The sequence below is a fragment of the Bacteroides sp. genome (assembly GCF_052357945.1).
GTDB lineage: Bacteria > Bacteroidota > Bacteroidia > Bacteroidales > Bacteroidaceae > Bacteroides.
In genome coordinates this window covers 1-20,934 of the sequence record NZ_DAWCXD010000012.1, presented here as the reverse complement: position 1 = coordinate 20,934, position 20,934 = coordinate 1, and the positions used below count along the sequence as shown (strand labels likewise).

The 20,934-nt window shown below is 41.9% G+C and carries 17 protein-coding genes; 9 read left to right on the top strand and 8 right to left on the bottom strand.

Features of this window, described 5'->3' with window-relative positions:
• Nucleotide 1: 1 nt before the first annotated feature.
• Nucleotides 2-805 (bottom strand): glycoside hydrolase family 16 protein, encoded by an 804-nt coding sequence (locus ACT8YW_RS04875; RefSeq protein ID WP_444104190.1) that lies wholly within the window; start codon nt 803-805, stop codon nt 2-4.
• 179 nt (nt 806-984) lie between these two features.
• Here ACT8YW_RS04875 and ACT8YW_RS04870 point away from each other — a divergent pair, with 179 nt between their 5' ends.
• Nucleotides 985-1,944 carry a phosphate acyltransferase gene (locus tag ACT8YW_RS04870; protein ID WP_444104189.1) on the top strand — a complete coding sequence of 320 codons (960 nt, stop codon included), beginning with the start codon at nt 985-987 and terminating at the stop codon, nt 1,942-1,944.
• A 25-nt stretch (nt 1,945-1,969) separates the two neighbouring features.
• Nucleotides 1,970-3,031 carry a butyrate kinase gene (gene buk / locus ACT8YW_RS04865; protein ID WP_444104188.1) on the top strand — a complete coding sequence of 354 codons (1,062 nt, stop codon included), beginning with the start codon at nt 1,970-1,972 and terminating at the stop codon, nt 3,029-3,031.
• A 147-nt stretch (nt 3,032-3,178) separates the two neighbouring features.
• Here buk and ACT8YW_RS04860 read toward each other — a convergent pair whose 3' ends face one another.
• Complete coding sequence (locus ACT8YW_RS04860) at nt 3,179-4,936, bottom strand: ATP-binding protein (protein ID WP_444104187.1); 1,758 nt, start codon at nt 4,934-4,936, stop codon at nt 3,179-3,181.
• 29 nt (nt 4,937-4,965) lie between these two features.
• Nucleotides 4,966-5,439: a helix-turn-helix domain-containing protein gene (locus tag ACT8YW_RS04855; RefSeq protein WP_444104186.1), complete on the bottom strand. Its 474-nt coding sequence runs from the start codon at nt 5,437-5,439 to the stop codon at nt 4,966-4,968.
• 219 nt (nt 5,440-5,658) lie between these two features.
• Between ACT8YW_RS04855 and ACT8YW_RS04850 the strand changes: the two genes are divergently transcribed.
• On the top strand, nt 5,659-5,922 hold the full coding sequence (locus ACT8YW_RS04850; RefSeq protein ID WP_444104185.1) for a hypothetical protein: 264 nt from the start codon (nt 5,659-5,661) through the stop codon (nt 5,920-5,922).
• 491 nt (nt 5,923-6,413) lie between these two features.
• Here ACT8YW_RS04850 and pnp read toward each other — a convergent pair whose 3' ends face one another.
• A complete protein-coding gene (gene pnp, locus ACT8YW_RS04845; RefSeq protein WP_444104184.1) occupies nt 6,414-8,540 on the bottom strand; it encodes a polyribonucleotide nucleotidyltransferase in 2,127 nt (708 codons plus the stop codon).
• A gap of 197 nt (nt 8,541-8,737) precedes the next feature.
• Between pnp and ACT8YW_RS04840 the strand changes: the two genes are divergently transcribed.
• The 3 genes from ACT8YW_RS04840 (at nt 8,738) to ACT8YW_RS04830 (ending at nt 10,979) form a co-directional block, all read left to right on the top strand.
• Entirely contained in the window at nt 8,738-9,889 is a 1,152-nt protein-coding gene (locus ACT8YW_RS04840; protein WP_004316642.1) for a TlpA disulfide reductase family protein, read from the top strand.
• A 181-nt stretch (nt 9,890-10,070) separates the two neighbouring features.
• On the top strand, nt 10,071-10,535 hold the full coding sequence (gene greA / locus ACT8YW_RS04835) for a transcription elongation factor GreA (RefSeq protein ID WP_032811363.1): 465 nt from the start codon (nt 10,071-10,073) through the stop codon (nt 10,533-10,535).
• Nucleotides 10,536-10,586: 51 nt separating this feature from the next.
• A complete protein-coding gene (locus tag ACT8YW_RS04830; protein WP_444104183.1) occupies nt 10,587-10,979 on the top strand; it encodes an HIT family protein in 393 nt (130 codons plus the stop codon).
• Nucleotides 10,980-11,115: 136 nt separating this feature from the next.
• On the opposite strand, the gene ACT8YW_RS04825 is transcribed toward ACT8YW_RS04830, so the two are convergent.
• Nucleotides 11,116-12,015 (bottom strand): DMT family transporter, encoded by a 900-nt coding sequence (locus ACT8YW_RS04825; RefSeq protein ID WP_004316636.1) that lies wholly within the window; start codon nt 12,013-12,015, stop codon nt 11,116-11,118.
• Between the two features lie 3 nt (nt 12,016-12,018).
• Nucleotides 12,019-13,335, bottom strand: a complete 1,317-nt coding sequence (locus ACT8YW_RS04820) for an MFS transporter (protein ID WP_444104182.1) — start codon at nt 13,333-13,335, stop codon at nt 12,019-12,021.
• 389 nt (nt 13,336-13,724) lie between these two features.
• On the opposite strand from ACT8YW_RS04820, the gene ACT8YW_RS04815 reads away from it, so the two are divergent.
• Both ACT8YW_RS04815 and glsA read left to right on the top strand, forming a co-directional pair.
• On the top strand, nt 13,725-15,167 hold the full coding sequence (locus tag ACT8YW_RS04815) for a glutamate decarboxylase (protein WP_004316556.1): 1,443 nt from the start codon (nt 13,725-13,727) through the stop codon (nt 15,165-15,167).
• Between the two features lie 9 nt (nt 15,168-15,176).
• Nucleotides 15,177-16,142, top strand: a complete 966-nt coding sequence (gene glsA, locus ACT8YW_RS04810) for a glutaminase A (protein WP_444104181.1) — start codon at nt 15,177-15,179, stop codon at nt 16,140-16,142.
• Nucleotides 16,143-16,575: 433 nt separating this feature from the next.
• On the opposite strand, the gene ACT8YW_RS04805 is transcribed toward glsA, so the two are convergent.
• Nucleotides 16,576-17,355, bottom strand: coding sequence for a potassium channel family protein (locus tag ACT8YW_RS04805; protein WP_009040164.1), 780 nt, complete (start codon nt 17,353-17,355; stop codon nt 16,576-16,578).
• A 216-nt stretch (nt 17,356-17,571) separates the two neighbouring features.
• Here ACT8YW_RS04805 and gadC point away from each other — a divergent pair, with 216 nt between their 5' ends.
• On the top strand, nt 17,572-19,263 hold the full coding sequence (gene gadC, locus ACT8YW_RS04800; RefSeq protein WP_151922131.1) for a putative glutamine/gamma-aminobutyrate antiporter GadC: 1,692 nt from the start codon (nt 17,572-17,574) through the stop codon (nt 19,261-19,263).
• Between the two features lie 157 nt (nt 19,264-19,420).
• Here the strand turns inward: gadC and ACT8YW_RS04795 are convergent, their stop codons facing one another.
• Complete coding sequence (locus ACT8YW_RS04795; protein WP_444104180.1) at nt 19,421-20,683, bottom strand: sensor histidine kinase; 1,263 nt, start codon at nt 20,681-20,683, stop codon at nt 19,421-19,423.
• Between the last annotated feature and the right edge of the window lie 251 nt (nt 20,684-20,934).

The window sequence follows — 20,934 nt, the reverse complement described above, 5'->3', positions numbered from 1 at the left end:
CTTATTTTATTGACTTTCGTTGATAAAAACGTACCCAGTCCACTTCCATTTCTACCGGAAGATCCCCGGGAGAGACTGCTCCCACCCACGAACCTCCCAACTGCATATCAATCAGCAGATAAAAGGGCTGATTAAAAGGGAATTGTCCCTCTTCTTTCGTTTGTATGCGGGGATAAGTAAACGTATGCACATCATTGACATAAAATGAAAGACTGTCCGGATACATTTCGACTGCAAAAATATTGTAGCGGTCAGGGTGAATCACTCCCGTAGAATGGGATACCGGATGATCCTTGATCCCCAGCGTATAAGTGTAATGGGAATGAACTGTCTGATAAACAATAGAATCGTTATTCAAACGTTCCATGATATCAATCTCACCGCCGGATGGCCATGCCGCTCCTTCAGGCAACATCCAGATAGCAGGCCATGCTCCTCCCGCCGCATTCAACTTGGCACAAATCTCAATACGCCCGTTCGTAAAAGCCTTTTTGCCTTTTGTATACACACCGCCTGTCAAATAAGGGGCAGTATCATTGGGGTGGGTATGATTGACAATACCTCTCAACACCAGTTTGCCTTTACGCATGGCATAGCAGGAATCAAAGTCTGTCATATAGTTATTCCAGTCAGACTTTCCTCGTGGAATCTTGCTCCAGACCTGTGAATCAAAACTCTTTTTTTGATTAAAGTTCTCTTCCCAGATCAAAGACCAACCGGAAGATGTTTTGCTGCTTTTACAGGAAACAAGCGTCCCACAAAGGAGAATTAAGCTAAGAAATAATAGATTTTTAAACTGTTTCATGGTACTTTTATTTTATTGGGGGATTTATTTGCAAAAATACAGGAAAAAACGGTTCCATGCACATCCAACAGCCAAAACAAATAAAATATAGCAAAATGTTACATAATGGATGTAATTTTTCGGGTTATAATCATTATTTTTTCAATCATTTTTCTGATATTTGCTAAAAATCTAACGTTATGGAACCTATTCTAAATTTTGCCCAGTTAACGGCTCATCTTAAAAAACAAAACCATAGAAAACGAATTGCCGTGGTCTGTGCGAACGATCCTAACACTGAATATGCCATCTCCCGTGCTTTGGAAGAAGGGATTGCAGAATTTCTGATGATTGGAGATTCTACCATTCTGAAGAAATATCCCACGCTCAAACAATATCCTGAATACGTAAAAACCATCCATATAGAAAATCCGGATGAAGCGGCGCGCGAAGCTGTCCGCATTGTCCGTGAAGGAGGAGCGGATATTTTGATGAAAGGGATTATCAATACGGACAACTTACTGCATGCCATACTCGACAAAGAAAAAGGTTTGTTACCGAAAGGGAAAATCCTCACGCATCTGGCAGTAATGGAAATTCCTACTTACCATAAACTGCTTTTCTTCTCGGATGCCGCCGTCATTCCGCGTCCTACTTTACAGCAACGTATAGAAATGATTTGGTATGCTATCTGCACCTGCCGTCACTTTGGTATCGAACAACCACGTGTCGCATTGATTCACTGTACAGAAAAAGTGAGTGCCAAGTTCCCGCACTCACTAGATTATGTGAATATCGTAGAACTTGCCGAAGCAGGAGAATTCGGAAATGTAATTATTGACGGTCCGCTGGATGTACGTACTGCCTGCGAACAAGCAAGTGGTGATATTAAAGGGATTGTATCTCCTATCAACGGACAGGCAGATGTCTTGATATTCCCGAACATTGAATCGGGTAATGCATTCTACAAATCCGTCTCCCTGTTTGCACAGGCAGAAATGGCAGGATTGCTGCAAGGTCCTATTTGCCCTGTAGTACTTCCATCGCGTAGTGATTCCGGCTTGTCCAAATATTACAGCATTGCAATGGCATGCTTACAAGTGTCAGGAGATTGCAAATGCAGAAAACAAGTCAGCCAAGTCACCGGCTCATCATTTTAAATTCACCACTAAAAGCCTACTATTCATGAAAATTCTGGTTATCAACCCTGGTTCTACTTCTACTAAAATAGCAGTTTACGAAAATAAAACTCCGCTGTTTGTCAGTAATATAAAACATTCTGTAGAAGAACTATCCGCTTTTCCCGAGGTGATAGACCAGTTTGAATTCCGGAAAAACCTGGTGTTACAAGAACTGGAAAACAATAAGATACCTTTTTCTTTTGACGCAATCATCGGACGCGGCGGTTTAGTAAAACCGATACCGGGCGGAGTGTATGAGGTAAATGAGGCCATGAAACGTGATACCGTACATGCCATGCGTACCCATGCCTGTAACTTAGGAGGGTTGATTGCCAGCGAACTGGCTTCTACATTACCCGGCTGTCCGGCTTTCATTGCTGATCCGGGAGTGGTGGATGAACTGGAAGATATAGCCCGCATTACAGGTTCTCCGTTAATGCCGAAAATTACCATCTGGCACGCCTTGAACCAAAAAGCAATCGCACGGCGTTTCGCCAAAGAGCAAGGGACGCAATACGAAGAGTTGGATTTAATCATCTGCCATTTAGGAGGAGGCATTTCTGTCGCAGTCCATCACCACGGACGAGCCATCGACGCCAATAATGCGTTAGACGGTGAAGGCCCTTTCTCACCGGAACGCGCTGGCACACTTCCTGCCGGTCAACTGATCGACCTTTGCTTTAGCGGCCAGCATACCAAGGACGAATTGAAAAAACGTATCTCCGGACGTGCCGGACTGACTGCCCATCTAGGCACCACCGATGTGCCTGCCATCATCCAATCGATAGAAGAAGGAGATAAAAAAGCGAAATTAATACTGGACGCCATGATTTATAATGTTGCAAAAGCGATAGGCGCCAGTGCTACTGTACTTTGCGGGAAAGTAGATGCTATCCTCCTGACAGGAGGGATCGCTTATTCGGACTATGTGGTTTCAAGACTGAAAAAAAGAATCTCTTTCCTGGCTCCCATCTATGTTTATCCGGGAGAGAATGAAATGGAGTCGTTAGCTTTTAATGCCATAGGAGCATTGAAAGGAGAATTGCCGATACAAGTTTATAAGTAACATAAACTATTGATCTATTGATTCCATCGGTTTCACCTTATTTTACTCCACACTTTTACCTGCTATCTCCTTATTTATCAGCATTTCAAGAATTAGGTGAGATGGATGAACCGCAAACCTTGCAGTAACATTTATGGTACTTATTTCTTAAGAAAGAGTTACCTCCTCCAATAGAACAAGCTCCCAACTACGCCAAACAATAGTAATTAACTTCAGCTCACCTTTCGCCTTGGCTTCTGCCACTAGTTCGTCTTCACTATAACGAAGCAACTGACCACGTGCCTCATCGGCAAGGGTACGTATTTCTTTTTCCGAAGCACCGGCTTTTGCATATTTCACCTCAAGCAAATAGGTGAAAGGAGGCAATACGGGAACCGACGGACTAGGTTTGAAGAAGAAATCTGCAAAGCCTTTATTCAATTCGTATTCCGGATAGAGCTGATAATAACGATACATTCCTAAATAGGCAAGCAAGAAGCCTTTAATGTGCGCTTCACCTTCAATATATTCACGGATACGGCTTTGCTCACGAACAGCATTGGCGATAAAATCGAACAAAGGTTTCCAGTCTCCCCTGAAAGCCATATTCTCAAATAAAGCATTCATCTTGTTCATGTCAATTTTAAAGATATCATGCTTGATGTAGCCTTGTATCAAGAAATTAAATAGCTGCTCTCTTACTACTAAATTCGGTACATGCAGGATGGGTCTTCCAACCATGTCCACACCTTTGATGGAAAGAAGTCCGAAATAGAATAATAAAGACTTGAAATTACTGGGGTCCGTCATCTCCAATGCAGAGAAATGAGTAACGATGTCAGTAGTGATTTCTCCTTGCTCGGCTATTTCCTTTATAACGGAAAAATTCTCCCCCAATCCGTGATCTAGCTTTATCAGGTAGGTCAATTTATTAAAGTCAGTACGAATATTGGGGTCTACGATTTCTTCAGGCTTTTCCCCATGCAAAACAAAAGACTTCATAAAATAAAGTACCATATCAGAGTTAAACATACAGTCCGCCAATCGACTTCTACTAAAGCAATAATTGTCATAATTAGGTTTCATCATGACAACAGTTTCATCTACAGATTGCGTCAATACTCCTTGCTCTTTATAATAAGTCAGCATTTCACGCAATTCTTTCTCACTAAAACCCACTAAATCATTAAACCAAGGATCAGTCGTTATATTGGTCCCGATATTAAAGCCACTAGTCACATCATCCATCGTCACCGGACTCACTCCGGTAATAAACAACCGTTCAAGAGCAGCTCCGGTTCCGGTAGTAGCGGATTTTATCACGTTAAAGAAGCCACGAATAAAACCTTCGCCATGCGTTGCTTTCCTGTAAAACTCCGTACCGTAAGTTGAAAGAATGGTATTGGTGAAATTATCATATTCATCAATGAGTAAATAAATACGAATATTTTTCTTACGGGTAGCATAGGAATTAATCGCAGACAGAAAAGCACCGGGTTCTTCTTGTATTTTCTCATCAAGAACATCCCAAATTTCTTTTCCTAACAAATCTTCATACTTAAAGACAAAATCTTTAAGTTTGCTACAACAATGCAGTTTAAACGACAACTCTACTTCGTTGACATTGGAACTCACTTCCGAGAAATTAAACCGCATAATGAGAAACTGATTGTGGAGCTTCGTCGGATGCTGACCTATGTATAGTTGACCAAACAACTCGTCAAACTGTTCAGCATGATTTATGTCATAATAGGCTTCCAACATTGCTAAAGTTAGGCTCTTACCAAATCTACGGGGACGTATCAAAAATAGATAACGCGGCTGCATTTCTATTTTCTCAATAAACATCGTTTTATCTACATAATAGAAATTATCTTTGATTATTGCTTCAAAATCAGTTATTCCGTAAGGTATTTGTTTCATCATATTGCGATTCCTTTCAATTTATCTGTCCCTTATTTCTGCAGACTTTTTTCAATATTCTGCAAACGGCGTTCTAACGCTGCATACTTTTCATCCTTTTCTTTTAAAAGACGCTCGTAGAGTTCAGTGATTTTGTCGATAGGATTGAAGTTGTTAACTCGACCATCATTAATACTATCTTCGGTATCAGACTTAACTATACCCATGCTGATGTTTGCCCCACCTGCACTTTGTTCTGAATTATTCACCGTATTATTTTCAAACACCACCGTCTGTGCATCCTCCTCCAAAGTCTTGAGATAATCGAAAGGGACATTCAATGCACGTGCAAAGCGTTGCAACATCTCATCGTCAATCACTTTCATCTTCTCATATTTAGAAACAGCAGGTTGTGAGAGATGTACTAATTCACTCAAACCCTCCTGGTTCATATCCTTTTCAATACGGGTACGACGTATATTGCGTCCGTGATGGACTCTCCCAATTGTCAATTCTTCTGTTTCCATTTTTATTTTCTTTCTTTTTAAAATCCAACAAATATACAAATGAAAAGTTTCGCTCGAAGCAAATATACGAAAAAAACGAATAGATGTGATAATATGGATAAAAGGAATATTACAACCTGACAAATAGAATAAAATGAATACTTCAAACAGCGTATAATGTGTTAAATTATCACGAACTTTACCACACAAAAGGGCAACAAAACAAAAGAGCTTACGGACATGAAAAGAATATTGACAAATAAAGAATACAGGTTCATAAAAGGGCTCAAAGAATTGATGACTAAATACAATGCGGTGATCTCTACAGATGCGCAAGGAAAAATTGAAATTGTTGTGAATGAAGACGACGAATCATTTGATTTTGAAACAGAAAGCACGATCTATTTAGGAGAATGTTTTTCGGATGATGAGCTAAATGAATTACTGGAAAAGAACTTTGCACACATAAAACGAATAAAAGAGGAGTATAAAACAAACGTGTAAACGGATTTATATAATTGAAAAATCATTAATCCAAATTTCTATATAAACACCCCACTAGATTTCTTTAGAACCAACGGCCTCTTCCTTTTAAAGGAAGGGGTCGTTCCTTTAAAAGGAGTGAAGCTTTGGTTTTAAAGCAAGAAAAACGACCTTATTAACAGGTATATTTGCCTGTATCATAAACTTTTTAAATAAAAAAGCTCTTTCAAAGAAATTTTTCTCATATCTTTGCGACGTGTTAAGTTAATAAATTGATTAAGGTCGATTTTTGACTGTTTCGAATCGGGAAGTATGGGGGTACTTTCCGATTCTTTTTTGGGGGAGGATACAACAAGGTGTCTTTCATCTTTTTAAGGGTTTTAATTAACTGGATAAATCTAATATACACTAACTCTATATATAAAACAGTTCAACCCCGGATGATACTAATAAAAAAGAAGGCTATTTCAAAATTGAAACAGCCTTCATTATATATAGACGCTATCGCGTTCTTATTTCTTTTCTGGTCTTGGCAACAACACTTTTCTTGAAAGTTTGAATTTACCAGTTTTCTGGTCAACATCAATCAGTTTTACCTCGATTTCATCACCTTCTTTAATACCGGCTTCTTCTACTGTTTCCAGACGCTTCCAATCAATTTCAGAGATGTGCAGCAAACCATCCTTGCCCGGCAAGAATTCGATGAATGCACCGTAAGGCATAATAGAACGAACTTTACCTTTATAAACTTCGCCCACTTCAGGAACAGCAACGATTGCTTTAATCATGCGCATTGCATTATCAATACATTTTTTGTTTGTTCCGGAAACTTCGATGCGTCCCATACCATCAATTTCTTCAATAGTAATCACAGCACCGGTTTCTTCCTGCATACCTTGGATGATCTTTCCACCAGGGCCGATTACAGCACCGATAAATTCTTTAGGAATGGTCATCGTTTCAATGCGTGGAGCATGTTCTTTCAGGTCGGCACGTGGTTCAGCGATTGTTTCAGTAATCTTACCCAGAATGTGCATACGTCCTTCTTTTGCCTGATTCAAAGCACGTTCCAGAATTTCGTAAGACAGACCGTCTACCTTGATATCCATCTGTGTAGCAGTGATACCGTCTTTTGTTCCGGTCACCTTGAAGTCCATATCTCCCAAGTGGTCTTCGTCACCCAGAATATCAGACAATACAGCATATTTTTCTTCGCCCGGATTCTTAATCAATCCCATAGCGATACCCGATACCGGTTTCTTGATCTTCACACCTGCATCCATCAATGCCAATGTGCCGGCACATACGGTAGCCATAGAAGAAGAACCGTTAGATTCGAGGATATCTGAAACCACACGTACTACATACGGATAGTTAGCAGGAATCTGTCCTTTCAAAGCACGCCAAGCCAAGTGACCGTGACCGATTTCACGACGGCCTACACCACGTTGTGCTTTTGCTTCGCCTGTAGAGAAAGGAGGGAAGTTATAATGTAACAAGAAACGTTCTTTTCCGTGTTCCAAAACATCGTCGATAATCTTCTCATCCAGTTTTGTACCCAGAGTAACAGAAGTCAATGACTGTGTTTCACCACGAGTAAAGATAGCAGATCCGTGAGGACCAGGCAGGGGACCTACTTCACACCAGATCGGGCGGATTTCAGTAGTCTTACGACCATCCAGACGCTTACCTTCGTCCAAAATAGAACGGCGCATGGCTTCTTTTTCTACATCGTGGTAGTAACGGTCGATCAATGCAGCCTTTTCGTCCAACTCTTCTTCAGAGAATTGAGCTTTGAATTCTTCGCGGATCGCTTCGAAAGCAGCAAAACGTTCATGTTTGTTGTTGTTTCCGGAAGCGGCAACTGCGTAAGCCTTGTCGTAACATGCTTCGCGAACAGCCTTGCGCAAGTCTTCGTCGTTTACTTCGTGGTTGTATTCGCGTTTTACAGTTTTTCCAACCTCTTCAGTCAACTCCATCTGCGCTTTGCAATGAATCTTGATAGCTTCGTGAGCTACTTTCATTGCTTCCAGCAATTCAGCTTCAGATACTTCATGCATTTCACCTTCTACCATCATGATGTTCTCATAAGTAGCGGCTACCATCAAGTCCATGTCAGCTTTTTCCAGTTGTTCAAAAGTAGGATTGATTACGAACTGACCGTCGATACGTGCTACACGTACTTCAGAGATCGGTCCGTTGAAAGGAATATCTGAAACGGCAAGTGCTGCAGAAGCGGCAAGTCCTGCCAATGCATCCGGCATATCCACACCATCAGCAGAAAAGAGGATGATGTTCACATATACCTCTGCGTGATAATTATCGGGGAATAAAGGACGGAGAGCACGGTCTACAAGACGGCAAGTAAGAATCTCATAATCAGAAGCTCTACCTTCTCGCTTGGTGAAACCACCAGGGAAACGGCCGAATGCCGCAAATTTTTCTTTGTACTCTACCTGTAAAGGCATAAAATCTGTTCCGGGAACTGCATCTTTAGCGGCACAAACAGTAGCTAACAACATGGTGTTGCCCATGCGGAGCATTACAGAACCGTCTGCCTGTTTTGCCAACTTTCCCGTCTCGAGTGTGATGGTTCTTCCATCAGGTAACTCGATTGTCTTAACAATTGGGTTAATCATAAAAATTGTTTTATCTATACTTTTTCTTTCAAAATTCCTGCAAAGATATACATTTATCGTGGTAATCAGGTGGAAATGAGGTAAAAAGTTAGTGGTGAACTGATTTTTTTTTCAAAATTAGGATGAAGAACCCGGCAAAATGCTTTGACTAATCTCGAAAAGAAGTATATTTGCATCTCGTTAATAACACACACTATATGAAAAAGGTTACTTTTGCAGCGCTCGCCGCACTTACTATTACTGCTTGTAGTTCCGGTCCTAAATTCCAGGTGAACGGGGATGTATCAGGAGCCGACGGTAAAATGCTTTATCTCGAAGCTTCCGGTCTGGAAGGTATTGTTCCGCTCGATTCAGTGAAGCTGAAGGGGGAAGGTACATTCAGTTTCAAGCAGCCTCGTCCCGAATCACCCGAATTTTATCGCTTGCGGATTGACGACAAAATCATCAATTTTTCTGTAGATTCTATCGAAACGATTCAGATTAAAGCGCCGTATGTGGATTTCTCCACAACTTACACGGTGGAAGGTTCGGAAAACAGCAACAAGATAAAAGAGCTGACGCTGAAGCAGATCCGCCTGCAAAAAGAGGTGGACGACTTGCTGGCAGCTTTACGCAGTAACAGAATGGGGCATGATGTGTTTGAAGACAGTCTGGCAACGTTGCTCAACAATTACAAGGAAGATGTCAAAGTGAACTATATTTTCGCTGCTCCCAACACGGCAGCCGCTTACTTTGCCCTGTTCCAAAAACTCAATAATTACCTGATATTCGATCCGTTGAACAATAAAGATGATGTGAAATGTTTCGCTGCTGTCGCTACGAGCCTCAACAATGCGTTCCCTCATGCCGTACGTTCAAAGAACCTTTATAATATTGTAATTAAGGGGATGAAGAACACGCGCCAGCCACAGGCGAAAGCATTGGAGATTCCTCAAGAGAAAATAGTGGAAACCGGAATTATCGACATCGCCCTGCGTGACGTGAAAGGAAATGTGCGCAAACTGACCGACCTGAAAGGAAAAGTCGTATTGCTCGATTTCTCTGTATTCCAGTCGCCTGCCGGATCTCCTCACAACCTGATGCTTCGCGAACTATATAATGAATACGCAAAACAAGGACTGGAAATATACCAGGTATCTCTCGATGCGGACGAACACTACTGGAAAACTGCGGCAGACAACCTTCCTTGGGTTTGTGTACGCGATGGAAACGGAGTGTATTCTACCAACGTAGCTGTATATAATGTTCGTCAAGTTCCATCTATCTTTTTGATTAACCGTAACAACGAATTGAAGCTTCGTGGCGAAGATATCAAGGATTTGGAAGCAGCTGTCAAGTCATTGCTCTAAGTTGTTATAATTTAGCATATTTCATTTAAATATGTTACATAGCATCTTTTTTCACTTGACACGTATCACTTAAAAGTCTATCTTTGCAAAGAAATAATGATAAGAGGGTTCCAACATGGCTCATGTTGGAATTCTTTTTTGTTTATATGACCATTTAAAACAATTAAAGGAGGAAAACATCATGGCTTATATGTCAGAAGAAGGTTACAAGAAACTGATGGCGGAACTGAAGGAACTGGAAACAGTGGAACGCCCGAAGATCTCTGCGGCAATAGCCGAAGCCAGAGATAAAGGAGACTTGTCGGAAAATGCAGAATACGATGCCGCCAAAGAGGCGCAGGGTATGCTTGAAATGCGCATCAACAAATTGAAAGCTACCATTGCAGACGCAAAAATCATTGATGAATCTAAACTGAAAACAGATTCTGTACAGATTTTAAATAAAGTGGAACTGAAGAATGTAAAGAACGGTATGAAGATGACTTATACCATCGTTTCCGAAAGTGAAGCTAACCTGAAGGAAGGAAAGATTTCCGTTAACACCCCGATTGCACAAGGTCTGCTTGGCAAGAAGGTGGGTGATGTAGCCGAAATCACTGTTCCACAAGGCAAAATTGCATTGGAAGTAGTAAACATATCAATTTAACGTAAAGGCAGGTCTCCTTGTGGGGCTTGCCTTCATTTATCAATAAAAGTTATGGCAACAATATTCAGTAGAATCATCGCAGGCGAAATCCCCTGCTACAAGGTGGCGGAAAACGAAAAGTTTTTTGCGTTTCTCGATATCAATCCGTTGGTAAAGGGACACACATTGGTGGTGCCCAAACAGGAAGTAGACTATATTTTCGATTTGAGCGATGAGGACCTGGCTACTATGCATGTATTTGCAAAGAAAGTGGCCCGTGCCATTGAAAAAGCTTTCCCCTGTAAAAAGGTGGGCGAAGCAGTTATCGGACTGGAAGTTCCTCATGCACATATTCATTTAATTCCTATTCAAAAGGAATCGGATATGTTGTTCTCGAATCCGAAACTGAAATTGTCGGATGAAGAATTCAAGTCCATAGCACAAGCAATCAACTCCTCTCTATAAAACATGATGATGAAATAAGCAAGAGCGTTCTGTGAAGGACGCTCTTTTTTTGTTCCATGCCTTGAAACAAAGTGTTCCCCGGTGTGAAACGAAGTGTTCCTCACCGAGGAACAACCTGTTCCACACCGAGAAACTTTTATCGCTCCTTACTTTCGGCAACTTCTACCAAATAAACTCCGATACAGATAAAAATAATAGCAAATGTTTGCGTCCAACTGAAACGGTCTTGTCCCAAAGCAAGGGAGGCAATAGTTGCCACAATCAGAATCAGATAACCATAGATAGCAACCACCGTTGTCTTCAGATATTTCAAACCGACAGGCAACAACATATAACTGATAGTGGTCGGGAAAATCAATACGAACATCAGGATAAGGAAAGGTGTCCAATGGAACGGCATGGAGAATACCGGAGCATCAAATCCTGTAATGAACGTTACTATTATAGCAGATACGGCAGCACCGGAAAAGGTATAGCGCAACATCGTTATTGCTCCGATAGCAGTCAAGATACGCTGGCTAAGAATCAGATAAACAGCATATACCACAGAGCTAAGAAGACAAAGCATATTTCCCGTGAAAGCATCGGACGCCAAATCATCACTTTGCTGGGTTAAAATACAAACCAATGCTCCTATCAGACCGATAGAAATTCCTATTATTTTTTTAGTGGTCGCCTTCTCCTTATAAAAGAATATCATCATGAGAAAAACCCAAATAGGCTGGAGGCTGGTAAAAATGGAACTGGAAACAGGAGTTGTTTTACTCAATCCCGCCAGGTAGAGAAACATAAAGCCATAAAGTCCCAAGGCCCCCAACAGAAAAAGGAGCCATTTATCTTTGGCGGATGATTTTTCCGGAGGCATAAACCACCCGATTACCCAAAAGGCTGCTGCTGCAAACGTGCAGCGAAGGGTTGCTCCTGTCAGCGGACTCATCCACAAAGGCAGAAGATACTTCAGGGCATTCATATTTAACCCGCTAAAAACTTTCGAGACGGCCATGCTAAGATTGGCTTCCAGTTTCTTATTCTTCATTTTTTATTTCAATTGGTCGTTAAACAAAAAGGTATGACGGCGCCGATATGCCCAGAAAAGAGTAATAACAGTAATCAGCAGATTAAAGATAAACGGAAACTCTTGTGATTGGGTATGGAATACCCACTGGAAAAAATCGACGATAAAGGGATAGAGCAAAATAGCCAGGTAGTTCATCATCATCACAAATGCCAAAGCTAATGTGGTCTTTTGCGGTAATGCGGTCTGCGTGGTCTTGTCATAAAGCATGGGCTGGATAATGCCATACCCTAAACCGACCAGAATACACCCGGGAATAATCAGCCACTCTATCGGAGCTATCCAAATTAATAATAGTCCCAATGCTATCGACAACAGGCTATATGCCTTCGTACGTTCTTTAAGCAAGCCTACAATTTTATCCAGACAGAAGCCCGGAGCCGTGATAGCCAGAAAGAAAAGCGAAATCATCAGTCCGGAATTACCGCTGGAAAAGTGATGCTTTTCCATTAGGAAAGGCAGATTGAAGATCACTACTACCACGATATATGTAATCACCCCATAGAAAAGCATCAATTCTATCAAATGCTTGATGTGAATACCATATTTACTACCTCCAATGTCTATGGCAGAGTGTCGGGCAGCTTTGCTGTCGTCCGCTGAACTCGTCTCCGGCACAGTCACCGTCGCCGCATTCGCAGTTGCTACATTTGCCGCCGTAGTAGTAGCAGTAGCAGACGAAGAAGATGCCGTAAAAGCGACTTCTCCGGACCGGTCTTCTTTCAAATGTCCCACCAGCAGAATGGAAACCAACGGAAGAAGATAAACAAGAAAAGGCAGGTGCCAACTGACTTCTGCCAGATAGCCTGTCACGGCAGTTGCTATCACTAACGTGAAATTAGTAATGGCAGAACTCAACCCGAACTGTTTCACCCGATAAGTTCCCACAAAATATCTGGAAACTAATCCGGTAGACAAAGGGATAATAAGTCCGGACCCGATGCCGAGCAGAGCACTAACCACAATCAACTGCCACATTCGATTGGATATCAAATACAGAACACCGCTTGCGGCAAAAAGCCAGAGTCCGACTTTCAATACACGGACATAATCGACTTTCTCCGTCAGTTTACCACCCAGCAATATAAAAGGTATGATGAGCAATGATGGCAGTGATGTCAACATCTGTATGTCCAGATCCGTAGCTTTCGGAAATATCTTTGTAAGGTCACCCAATATAGGTGAAACAGCGAGTCCCGGCAATGAAGTCAATGCCGAAATAGACCAGATAGCAATTAAAGTGATAAGAGGAATTGTTCCTCGTCCCGTCTGTATCTTCATAATGCTTATTCGTTAAAAGTTTAGGTTTGAAGAAAACAATAGTCGCTTTATAAAGTTCATTTATTCACCACAGAGGACGCAGAGGACACAGAGGGGAATCTTGTTCATGCCGGTACCGTTTTGAATAAAATAATGGAGTATTCTGGAAACGTTGTGGTAAATCTGAAAAAGATGATTGAGTTTTTAAGATTCTCCGTTATCTTTTTATTATAAGATATGGGTCAAGGGTGAGGGGTGGTGAATAGGCCCGTTTCAATAAGGGCGTCCTCCTCCTTAATAAACGCCAAATAATGTAAAACCCGGAAACTTTCAAAACTATCTGCTGTTGTTGTGGGAAATTCGACGGGGAAAATCCCCATCGCCCTAAACCTTTAAAAAAACAAATTAGTATGGAAGATTTAAATTTCAGAAAAGGTGATGCAAAAACCGATGTATTTGGTTCAGACAGAATGTTACAACCCTCTCCGGTAGAGAAAATACCTGATGGACCTACTACTCCTGAAGTCGCCTATCAAATGGTGAAAGATGAAACATTTGCTCAAACCCAACCACGTTTGAATCTGGCTACTTTCGTTACCACTTATATGGATGAATATGCCACTAAGCTGATGAATGAGGCCATTAACATCAACTACATTGATGAAACAGAATATCCGCGTATCGCAGTGATGAACGGTAAATGTATCAACATCGTTGCCAACTTGTGGAACTCTCCTGAAAAAGACACTTGGAAAACAGGTGCGTTGGCTATCGGTTCTTCAGAAGCATGTATGTTGGGTGGTGTAGCCGCTTGGTTGCGTTGGCGCAAGAAAAGACAAGCACAAGGCAAACCGTTTGATAAACCAAACTTTGTTATTTCTACAGGTTTCCAGGTTGTTTGGGAAAAGTTTGCACAGTTGTGGCAGATTGAAATGCGTGAAGTGCCTTTGACACTCGAAAAAACCACTCTCGACCCCGAAGAAGCTTTGAAAATGTGTGATGAAAACACCATCTGTATCGTACCTATCCAGGGTGTTACATGGACTGGACTGAATGATGACGTCGAAGCATTGGACAAAGCACTGGATGCTTACAATGCCAAGACCGGTTATGACATTCCTATCCACGTAGATGCCGCCAGTGGTGGTTTCATCCTTCCGTTCCTGTATCCGGAAAAGAAATGGGACTTCCGTTTGAAATGGGTACTTTCTATCAGCGTATCCGGTCATAAGTTTGGTTTGGTATATCCGGGACTCGGATGGGTTTGCTGGAAAGGCAAAGAATATCTGCCCGAAGAAATGTCATTCAGCGTAAATTATCTGGGTGCCAACATTACACAGGTAGGTTTGAACTTCTCTCGTCCGGCTGCACAAATCCTGGGACAATATTATCAATTCATCCGTTTAGGATTCCAGGGATACAAAGAAGTGCAGTACAACTCCCTGCAAATTGCTAAATATATCCACAGCGAAATAGCCAAGATGGTTCCGTTTGTCAACTACTCTGAAGATGTTGTGAACCCATTATTCATCTGGTATCTGAAACCGGAATATGCAAAGAACGCCAAATGGACTTTGTACGATTTGCAAGACAAACTGTCTCAACACGGTTGGATGGTTCCTGCTTACACCTTGCCTTCCAAACTGGAAGATTATGTAGTGATGCGTGTCGTTGTCCGTCAGGGATTCAGCCGCGATATGGCAGATATGCTACTGGGCGACATCAACAACGCTATCGCCGAACTGGAAAAACTGGAATATCCTACCCCTACCCGTATGGCTCAAGAAAAGAATCTTCCGGTAGAAGCTAAGATGTTCAACCATGGTGGTCGTCGTAAAACCGTAAAAAAATAAAAAAGATCTATGGATAAAAAAGTAACACTCGCTCAATTGAAAGAAGTGGTACAGGAGGCATACGATCAGGTAAAGACTAATACCGGCGGCAAGAACGCCGACTATATCCCCTACCTGGCAAATGTCAACAAAGATCTCTTTGGAATCAGTGTCTGCCTGCTCAACGGGCAGACCATCCATGTGGGAGATACTGACTACCGCTTCGGTATAGAATCCGTATCCAAAGTACATACGGCTATTCTGGCACTGCGCCAATATGGTGCCAAAGAAATCCTGAACAAGATTGGAGCCGACGCAACAGGCTTGCCTTTCAATTCAATTATCGCCATCTTGCTGGAGAACGACCATCCGTCTACTCCGTTGGTAAACGCCGGAGCTATCTCCGCCTGCAGCATGGTGCAGCCCATTGGCGACTCTGCCAAGAAATGGGATGCCATCGTAGGAAACGTGACCGATTTATGCGGCAGCGCCCCACAGTTGATTGATGAATTGTACAAGTCCGAATCGGATACCAACTTCAACAACCGTTCTATCGCATGGTTGCTGAAAAATTATAATCGGATTTATGATGATCCGGATATGTCATTAGACCTCTACACCCGTCAGTGCTCATTGGGAGTGACTGCATTGCAGCTTTCCATTGCAGCCGGCACAATCGCCAACGGTGGTGTAAATCCGGTGACTAAGAAAGAAGTTTTTGATGCCACGCTGGCTCCTAAAATCACTGCCATGATTGCCGCAGTAGGTTTCTATGAACATACCGGCGACTGGATGTACACTTCCGGTATTCCTGCCAAAACAGGTGTAGGTGGTGGTGTGATGGGTGTACTGCCCGGACAGTTCGGTATTGCTGCCTTTGCTCCTCCTTTGGATGGATCGGGCAACTCCGTGAAAGCGCAGTTAGCTATTCAATACATCATGAACAAGCTGGAATTAAATGTGTTTAGCAACAACCATATCACCGTTGTTGACTAAAACTCTCTCTCGATCTCTTTTATAAGTAGGTAAAGGTTACTATCTCCCGATAGTAACCTTTTTCTATTCCTCCTTATCCCATTGATTTCCCGCTTGATCTCCCACCAGTATTTTCAATACAAACGGTATTAATTATCAAATACAACAAATTAAATTTACCCCTATGCAACTCCAGTTATTAAAATGAGCATATCAGTGTCACTATTATTCATCCGGATAAGGTGGAACTTCTTCATTTAGAGACAGTAACTAACAGCTGTTTGCCTCTGTCTCTTTTCTACAAAGATAGAAAGTTATTCCACTTTTCCTCCCCTTTTCCTTCCATGTTTATAAAGAAAAGTGACAATGCTATTAAGAAAAGTAATTTCCTACTGGTTTCCAACACATTACGTCCAACGTTGCTCCATCAGTTTTTTATCCATCCGCAAACATATTATGTATTAACCTTCTGTACGACAGCTTTTTCTGCCGATTCCTTTTGGGCGGAAGCCTTTTTCTGTTGTTCCTCCTCTTCGTAATATTGCTTTCTACGCTTGTTGGATTGTTGAATCAGATTTGTAATATAAACCGTAAAGATAGGGAACATCATCATACCCAAGGCGGCCAGCAAAACGGAAAGCACGCGCCCGGTCACGGTCTGCGCTATAATATTCGACCCCACGGTAGTGACATCCATAAAAGCCCACCACAAGGCATCTCCATAATCATTCACCAATGGATTTACCCGATGCTCGAGCACAAAAAATGCCAGACTGGAGAAATAAACTGTTGCCAGCAACATCGTCAGATAAGAGACAAACAGGCTAGAAGCCCGGTTGTAAGTCAGCCAGCCGACCACAATAGCAAGCGCATATCCTCCCCTCAACAAAGGAATGAAACGAAGCAGGTAGGTAATCTCATCCGAAAACGTCCATCCATAGTATGCGATGATATTCTGATAAGGAATGGCCACCAATAAAAAGATAAAGTGTGTCCGCAGATAGCGTCCTTTATGTTTTGCCAAAAAAAACTCCAACACAAAATCGAAAAGAAACCAAAGACAGATACATAGCTGTACCTTCATGTAAGAAGACTGTGTATAGAACGGAATTCCCTTAAAAGTATCCACCGAGATACTGATAACCAGAAAAAGAGACATTATTAATATAATAATGTGAAGAATACCATAAATCCCCTTTTTTCCGGAAATAAAATCTGAAAGCGCTGATTTCATAACTACTTAGTTTATAATAAAATGGTTCACGTATAATTTAGATTGTTTAGAAACAATCGAGAAAAGTAATTGTTCCGAAACAGGTAAATCGGGGGTTACAATATCCCGTTCCGGCGATGTTAATTAACGAACTTTGAAAGAGATTGCGGAAACATCTCGCGCAAAATGTTGTTATAACACTGACTTTAAAATATTTTTCACTTAAAACCTTAACTTATGGCAAATATTAAAAATGCAGTGAAGCTGGGTGTGTTTACCCTTGCTATCATGAATGTTACGGCAGTAGTATCCTTGCGTGGACTACCAGCCGAGGCCGTATACGGAATGAGTTCGGCCTTCTATTATCTTTTTGCAGCTATTGTCTTTCTAATCCCTACATCGCTCGTTGCAGCCGAGTTGGCAGCAATGTTTCAGGATAAGCAGGGTGGTGTGTTCCGGTGGGTAGGCGAGGCCTACGGCAAGAAACTGGGATTCCTCGCCATCTGGGTGCAATGGATCGAAAGTACGATCTGGTATCCGACAGTATTAACGTTTGGTGCCGTATCTATCGCTTTCATCGGAATGAATGACGTACATGACATGTCACTGGCAAACAATAAGTATTATACGCTCGTCGTCGTACTTATCATCTATTGGCTGGCCACTTTCATCTCCCTGAAAGGTATGAGCTGGGTAGGTAAAGTAGCCAAAATCGGTGGTATGGTCGGTACCATTATCCCGGCCGGATTGTTGATTATCTTAGGAATCATTTATCTGGCAACGGGCGGACATTCCAATATGGATTTCAACAGTAGCTTCTTCCCCGACTTTACCAACTTCGATAATGTCGTTCTTGCTGCCAGTATCTTCTTGTTTTATGCCGGTATGGAAATGGGCGGTATCCACGTAAAAGACGTAGATAACCCTTCTAAAAACTATCCGAAAGCCGTATTTATCGGTGCGCTTATCACAGTGCTGATCTTCGTTTTGGGTACTTTCGCATTAGGTGTGATTATCCCTGCTAAAGACATCAACCTGACTCAAAGCCTGCTCGTCGGTTTCGACAACTATTTCAAATATATTCATGCTTCCTGGTTATCACCAATCATTGCGGTCGCTCTTGCTTTCGGTGTATTGGCTGGTGTATTGACATGGGTTGCCGGTCCGTCCAAAGGTATATTTGCCGTAGGTAAAGCCGGTTATATGCCTCCGTTCTTCCAGAAAACAAACAAGCTGGGTGTACAGAAGAATATCTTGTTCGTACAGGGTATCGCTGTAACCGTATTAAGTTTGTTGTTTGTTGTTATGCCTTCCGTACAGAGTTTCTATCAAATTCTGTCACAGCTGACAGTTATTCTTTATCTGATTATGTACCTGTTGATGTTCTCCGGAGCTATCGCATTGCGTTATAAGATGAAGAAACTCAACCGTCCGTTCCGTATCGGTAAATCCGGCAACGGCCTGATGTGGTTTGTTGGCGGCCTTGGCTTCTGCGGATCATTACTTGCCTTCATTCTTAGCTTCATCCCGCCCAGCCAGATTTCTACCGGTAGCAACACCGTTTGGTTCTCCGTACTAATTATCGGTGCAATTATCGTTGTCGTTGCTCCGTTTATTATCTACGCTTCCAAGAAACCATCTTGGGTAGATCCTAATTCCAATTTCGAACCGTTCCATTGGGAAGTTCAGGCTCAACCTGCCACTGCAAATGTTAGTGCAAGCAGCGTTAATGCTCCGCGTCCTGCTAATGCAACTTCTGCACACACAGGAGGAACAACTGGGACAAGCACAGCTAACCCCGGGGCAACCGCTTCTAATGCAGCAACTTCAGGCACAGCATCCTCCGGTTCAGCTTCCTTCGGAAGTTCCTCTGCCAGCAAAGCATCTCCGGGAACCGGAGACAAAGATAAGGATGCACCTAAGTCGTAAAGACTAAACATTCATCCTGTTCATCAAGAAGTTCAAGACAATTCAAAAAGCCTTGAATTTATAAAATCACCCTCACTACAGTCAAGTGAAGCATCTCCAAAAGTCAGATTTAACACTTTTGAGATACACTTTACAACTGTAGTAAGGGCGATTTACTTTATGGCTGTGGCTTAATCAATTCCGGCTTAATCACCCTCGGCAACACAAAGCTGAAAGTAGATCCCCGGTTGACCTTCGAATCGAGTTCGAGGTTTCCACCCAGGTTTTGGATAATCGTTTGCGAAAGAGTAAGACCAAGTCCCGTTCCCTGCATTTCACGATCAAGTTTTATGAAACGTGAGAATATCTTTTTCTGGTCTTCTTCCGGTATACCAATGCCTGTGTCGGACACAAAAAAGTAAACTTCTTCCATTCCTTCCAGGCGGCACCCGAAACGGATTTCACCCGACGCAGTAAATTTCATCGCATTATGTAAGAGGTTAGACAATACCTGAATGATACGTTCTCGTTCCGAATACATCATAATAGGTTGTACATGCGCCTCACAAATCAATTTCACCGGCGAGTTATTCAATTTCGCCTTAAATATTCCATCCAATTCTCTCAACAAATCATTGGCATCAAACTCCTTATATACGAAATCTACCGTCCCGGATTCTATTTGAGAAAGATCGAAAATATCATTCACCAGGCGCAACAATCGTTCATTATTCTCTGCGATAATATCAGCATACATTTTTCTTTCCTCTTCGCCGGAAGCCGATACCATCAAACCGGAAAATCCGACAATAGCATTGAGCGGCGTACGAACTTCGTGACTCATATTAGCAATGAAGGCAGATTTCAATTTCTCGGCAGAGATGGAATGTTCTTTTTCAATGGTCAGTAATCTTTGCACATTTTTCAGTTCTGTCACATCATAAACAGTCAGCACCATATAATCTTGGCCATGAATATTCAAATAAGTACCCGATACTGATACATCGCAAGGAGTCACTGTCATTTCATCCTCACTCAACAACTTCATCGAGGCTTCCAGATTCTTAAAACTTGCTTTCTTATAAAAAGCCTTACCGATAGACGCACGAATACAACATAGTTTACACTGTTCGTGCTGACCACATTCACCGGCTGCAATCGCGTTTCTACAATGCAACAAATCCCCCACTCTTTTTGTAACTCCACCTACCTGAACAGGCAGACGGTTCAAAGAATAATAATTAGTGTCACAGACTACAAAATCCTTGTCAATCAATAAGAAGTAGGCATTGATGTTCTGTAAAACCAAAGCCAACTTCTTAAGTTCATTCTCTTTATTTTCTTTCGAATGTACCTCTTTTTGAAGTGACTGGCACTTTGCCCACACATAAATGAGGGTAGCTGATAGAACTACTATAATAATAATTGCCAGTGATGACATAGGATTAGAGTGTTTATAATGTTTTGATAGTTTCAGTGCGTAAATTTATAAAATATGTTGCATAAATAGTGAGTTATCTACATATTTATTCTAACAAAAATTCATTAATATTTTCATCGGTCAGAATTTGGCGAAATTTTCCCGCGAAGTTATTGCGGTATTAAAAAATATACTTATCTTTGCACCCGCAAACGAGAAAGGTGCCATAGCTCAGTTGGTAGAGCAAAGGACTGAAAATCCTTGTGTCCCCG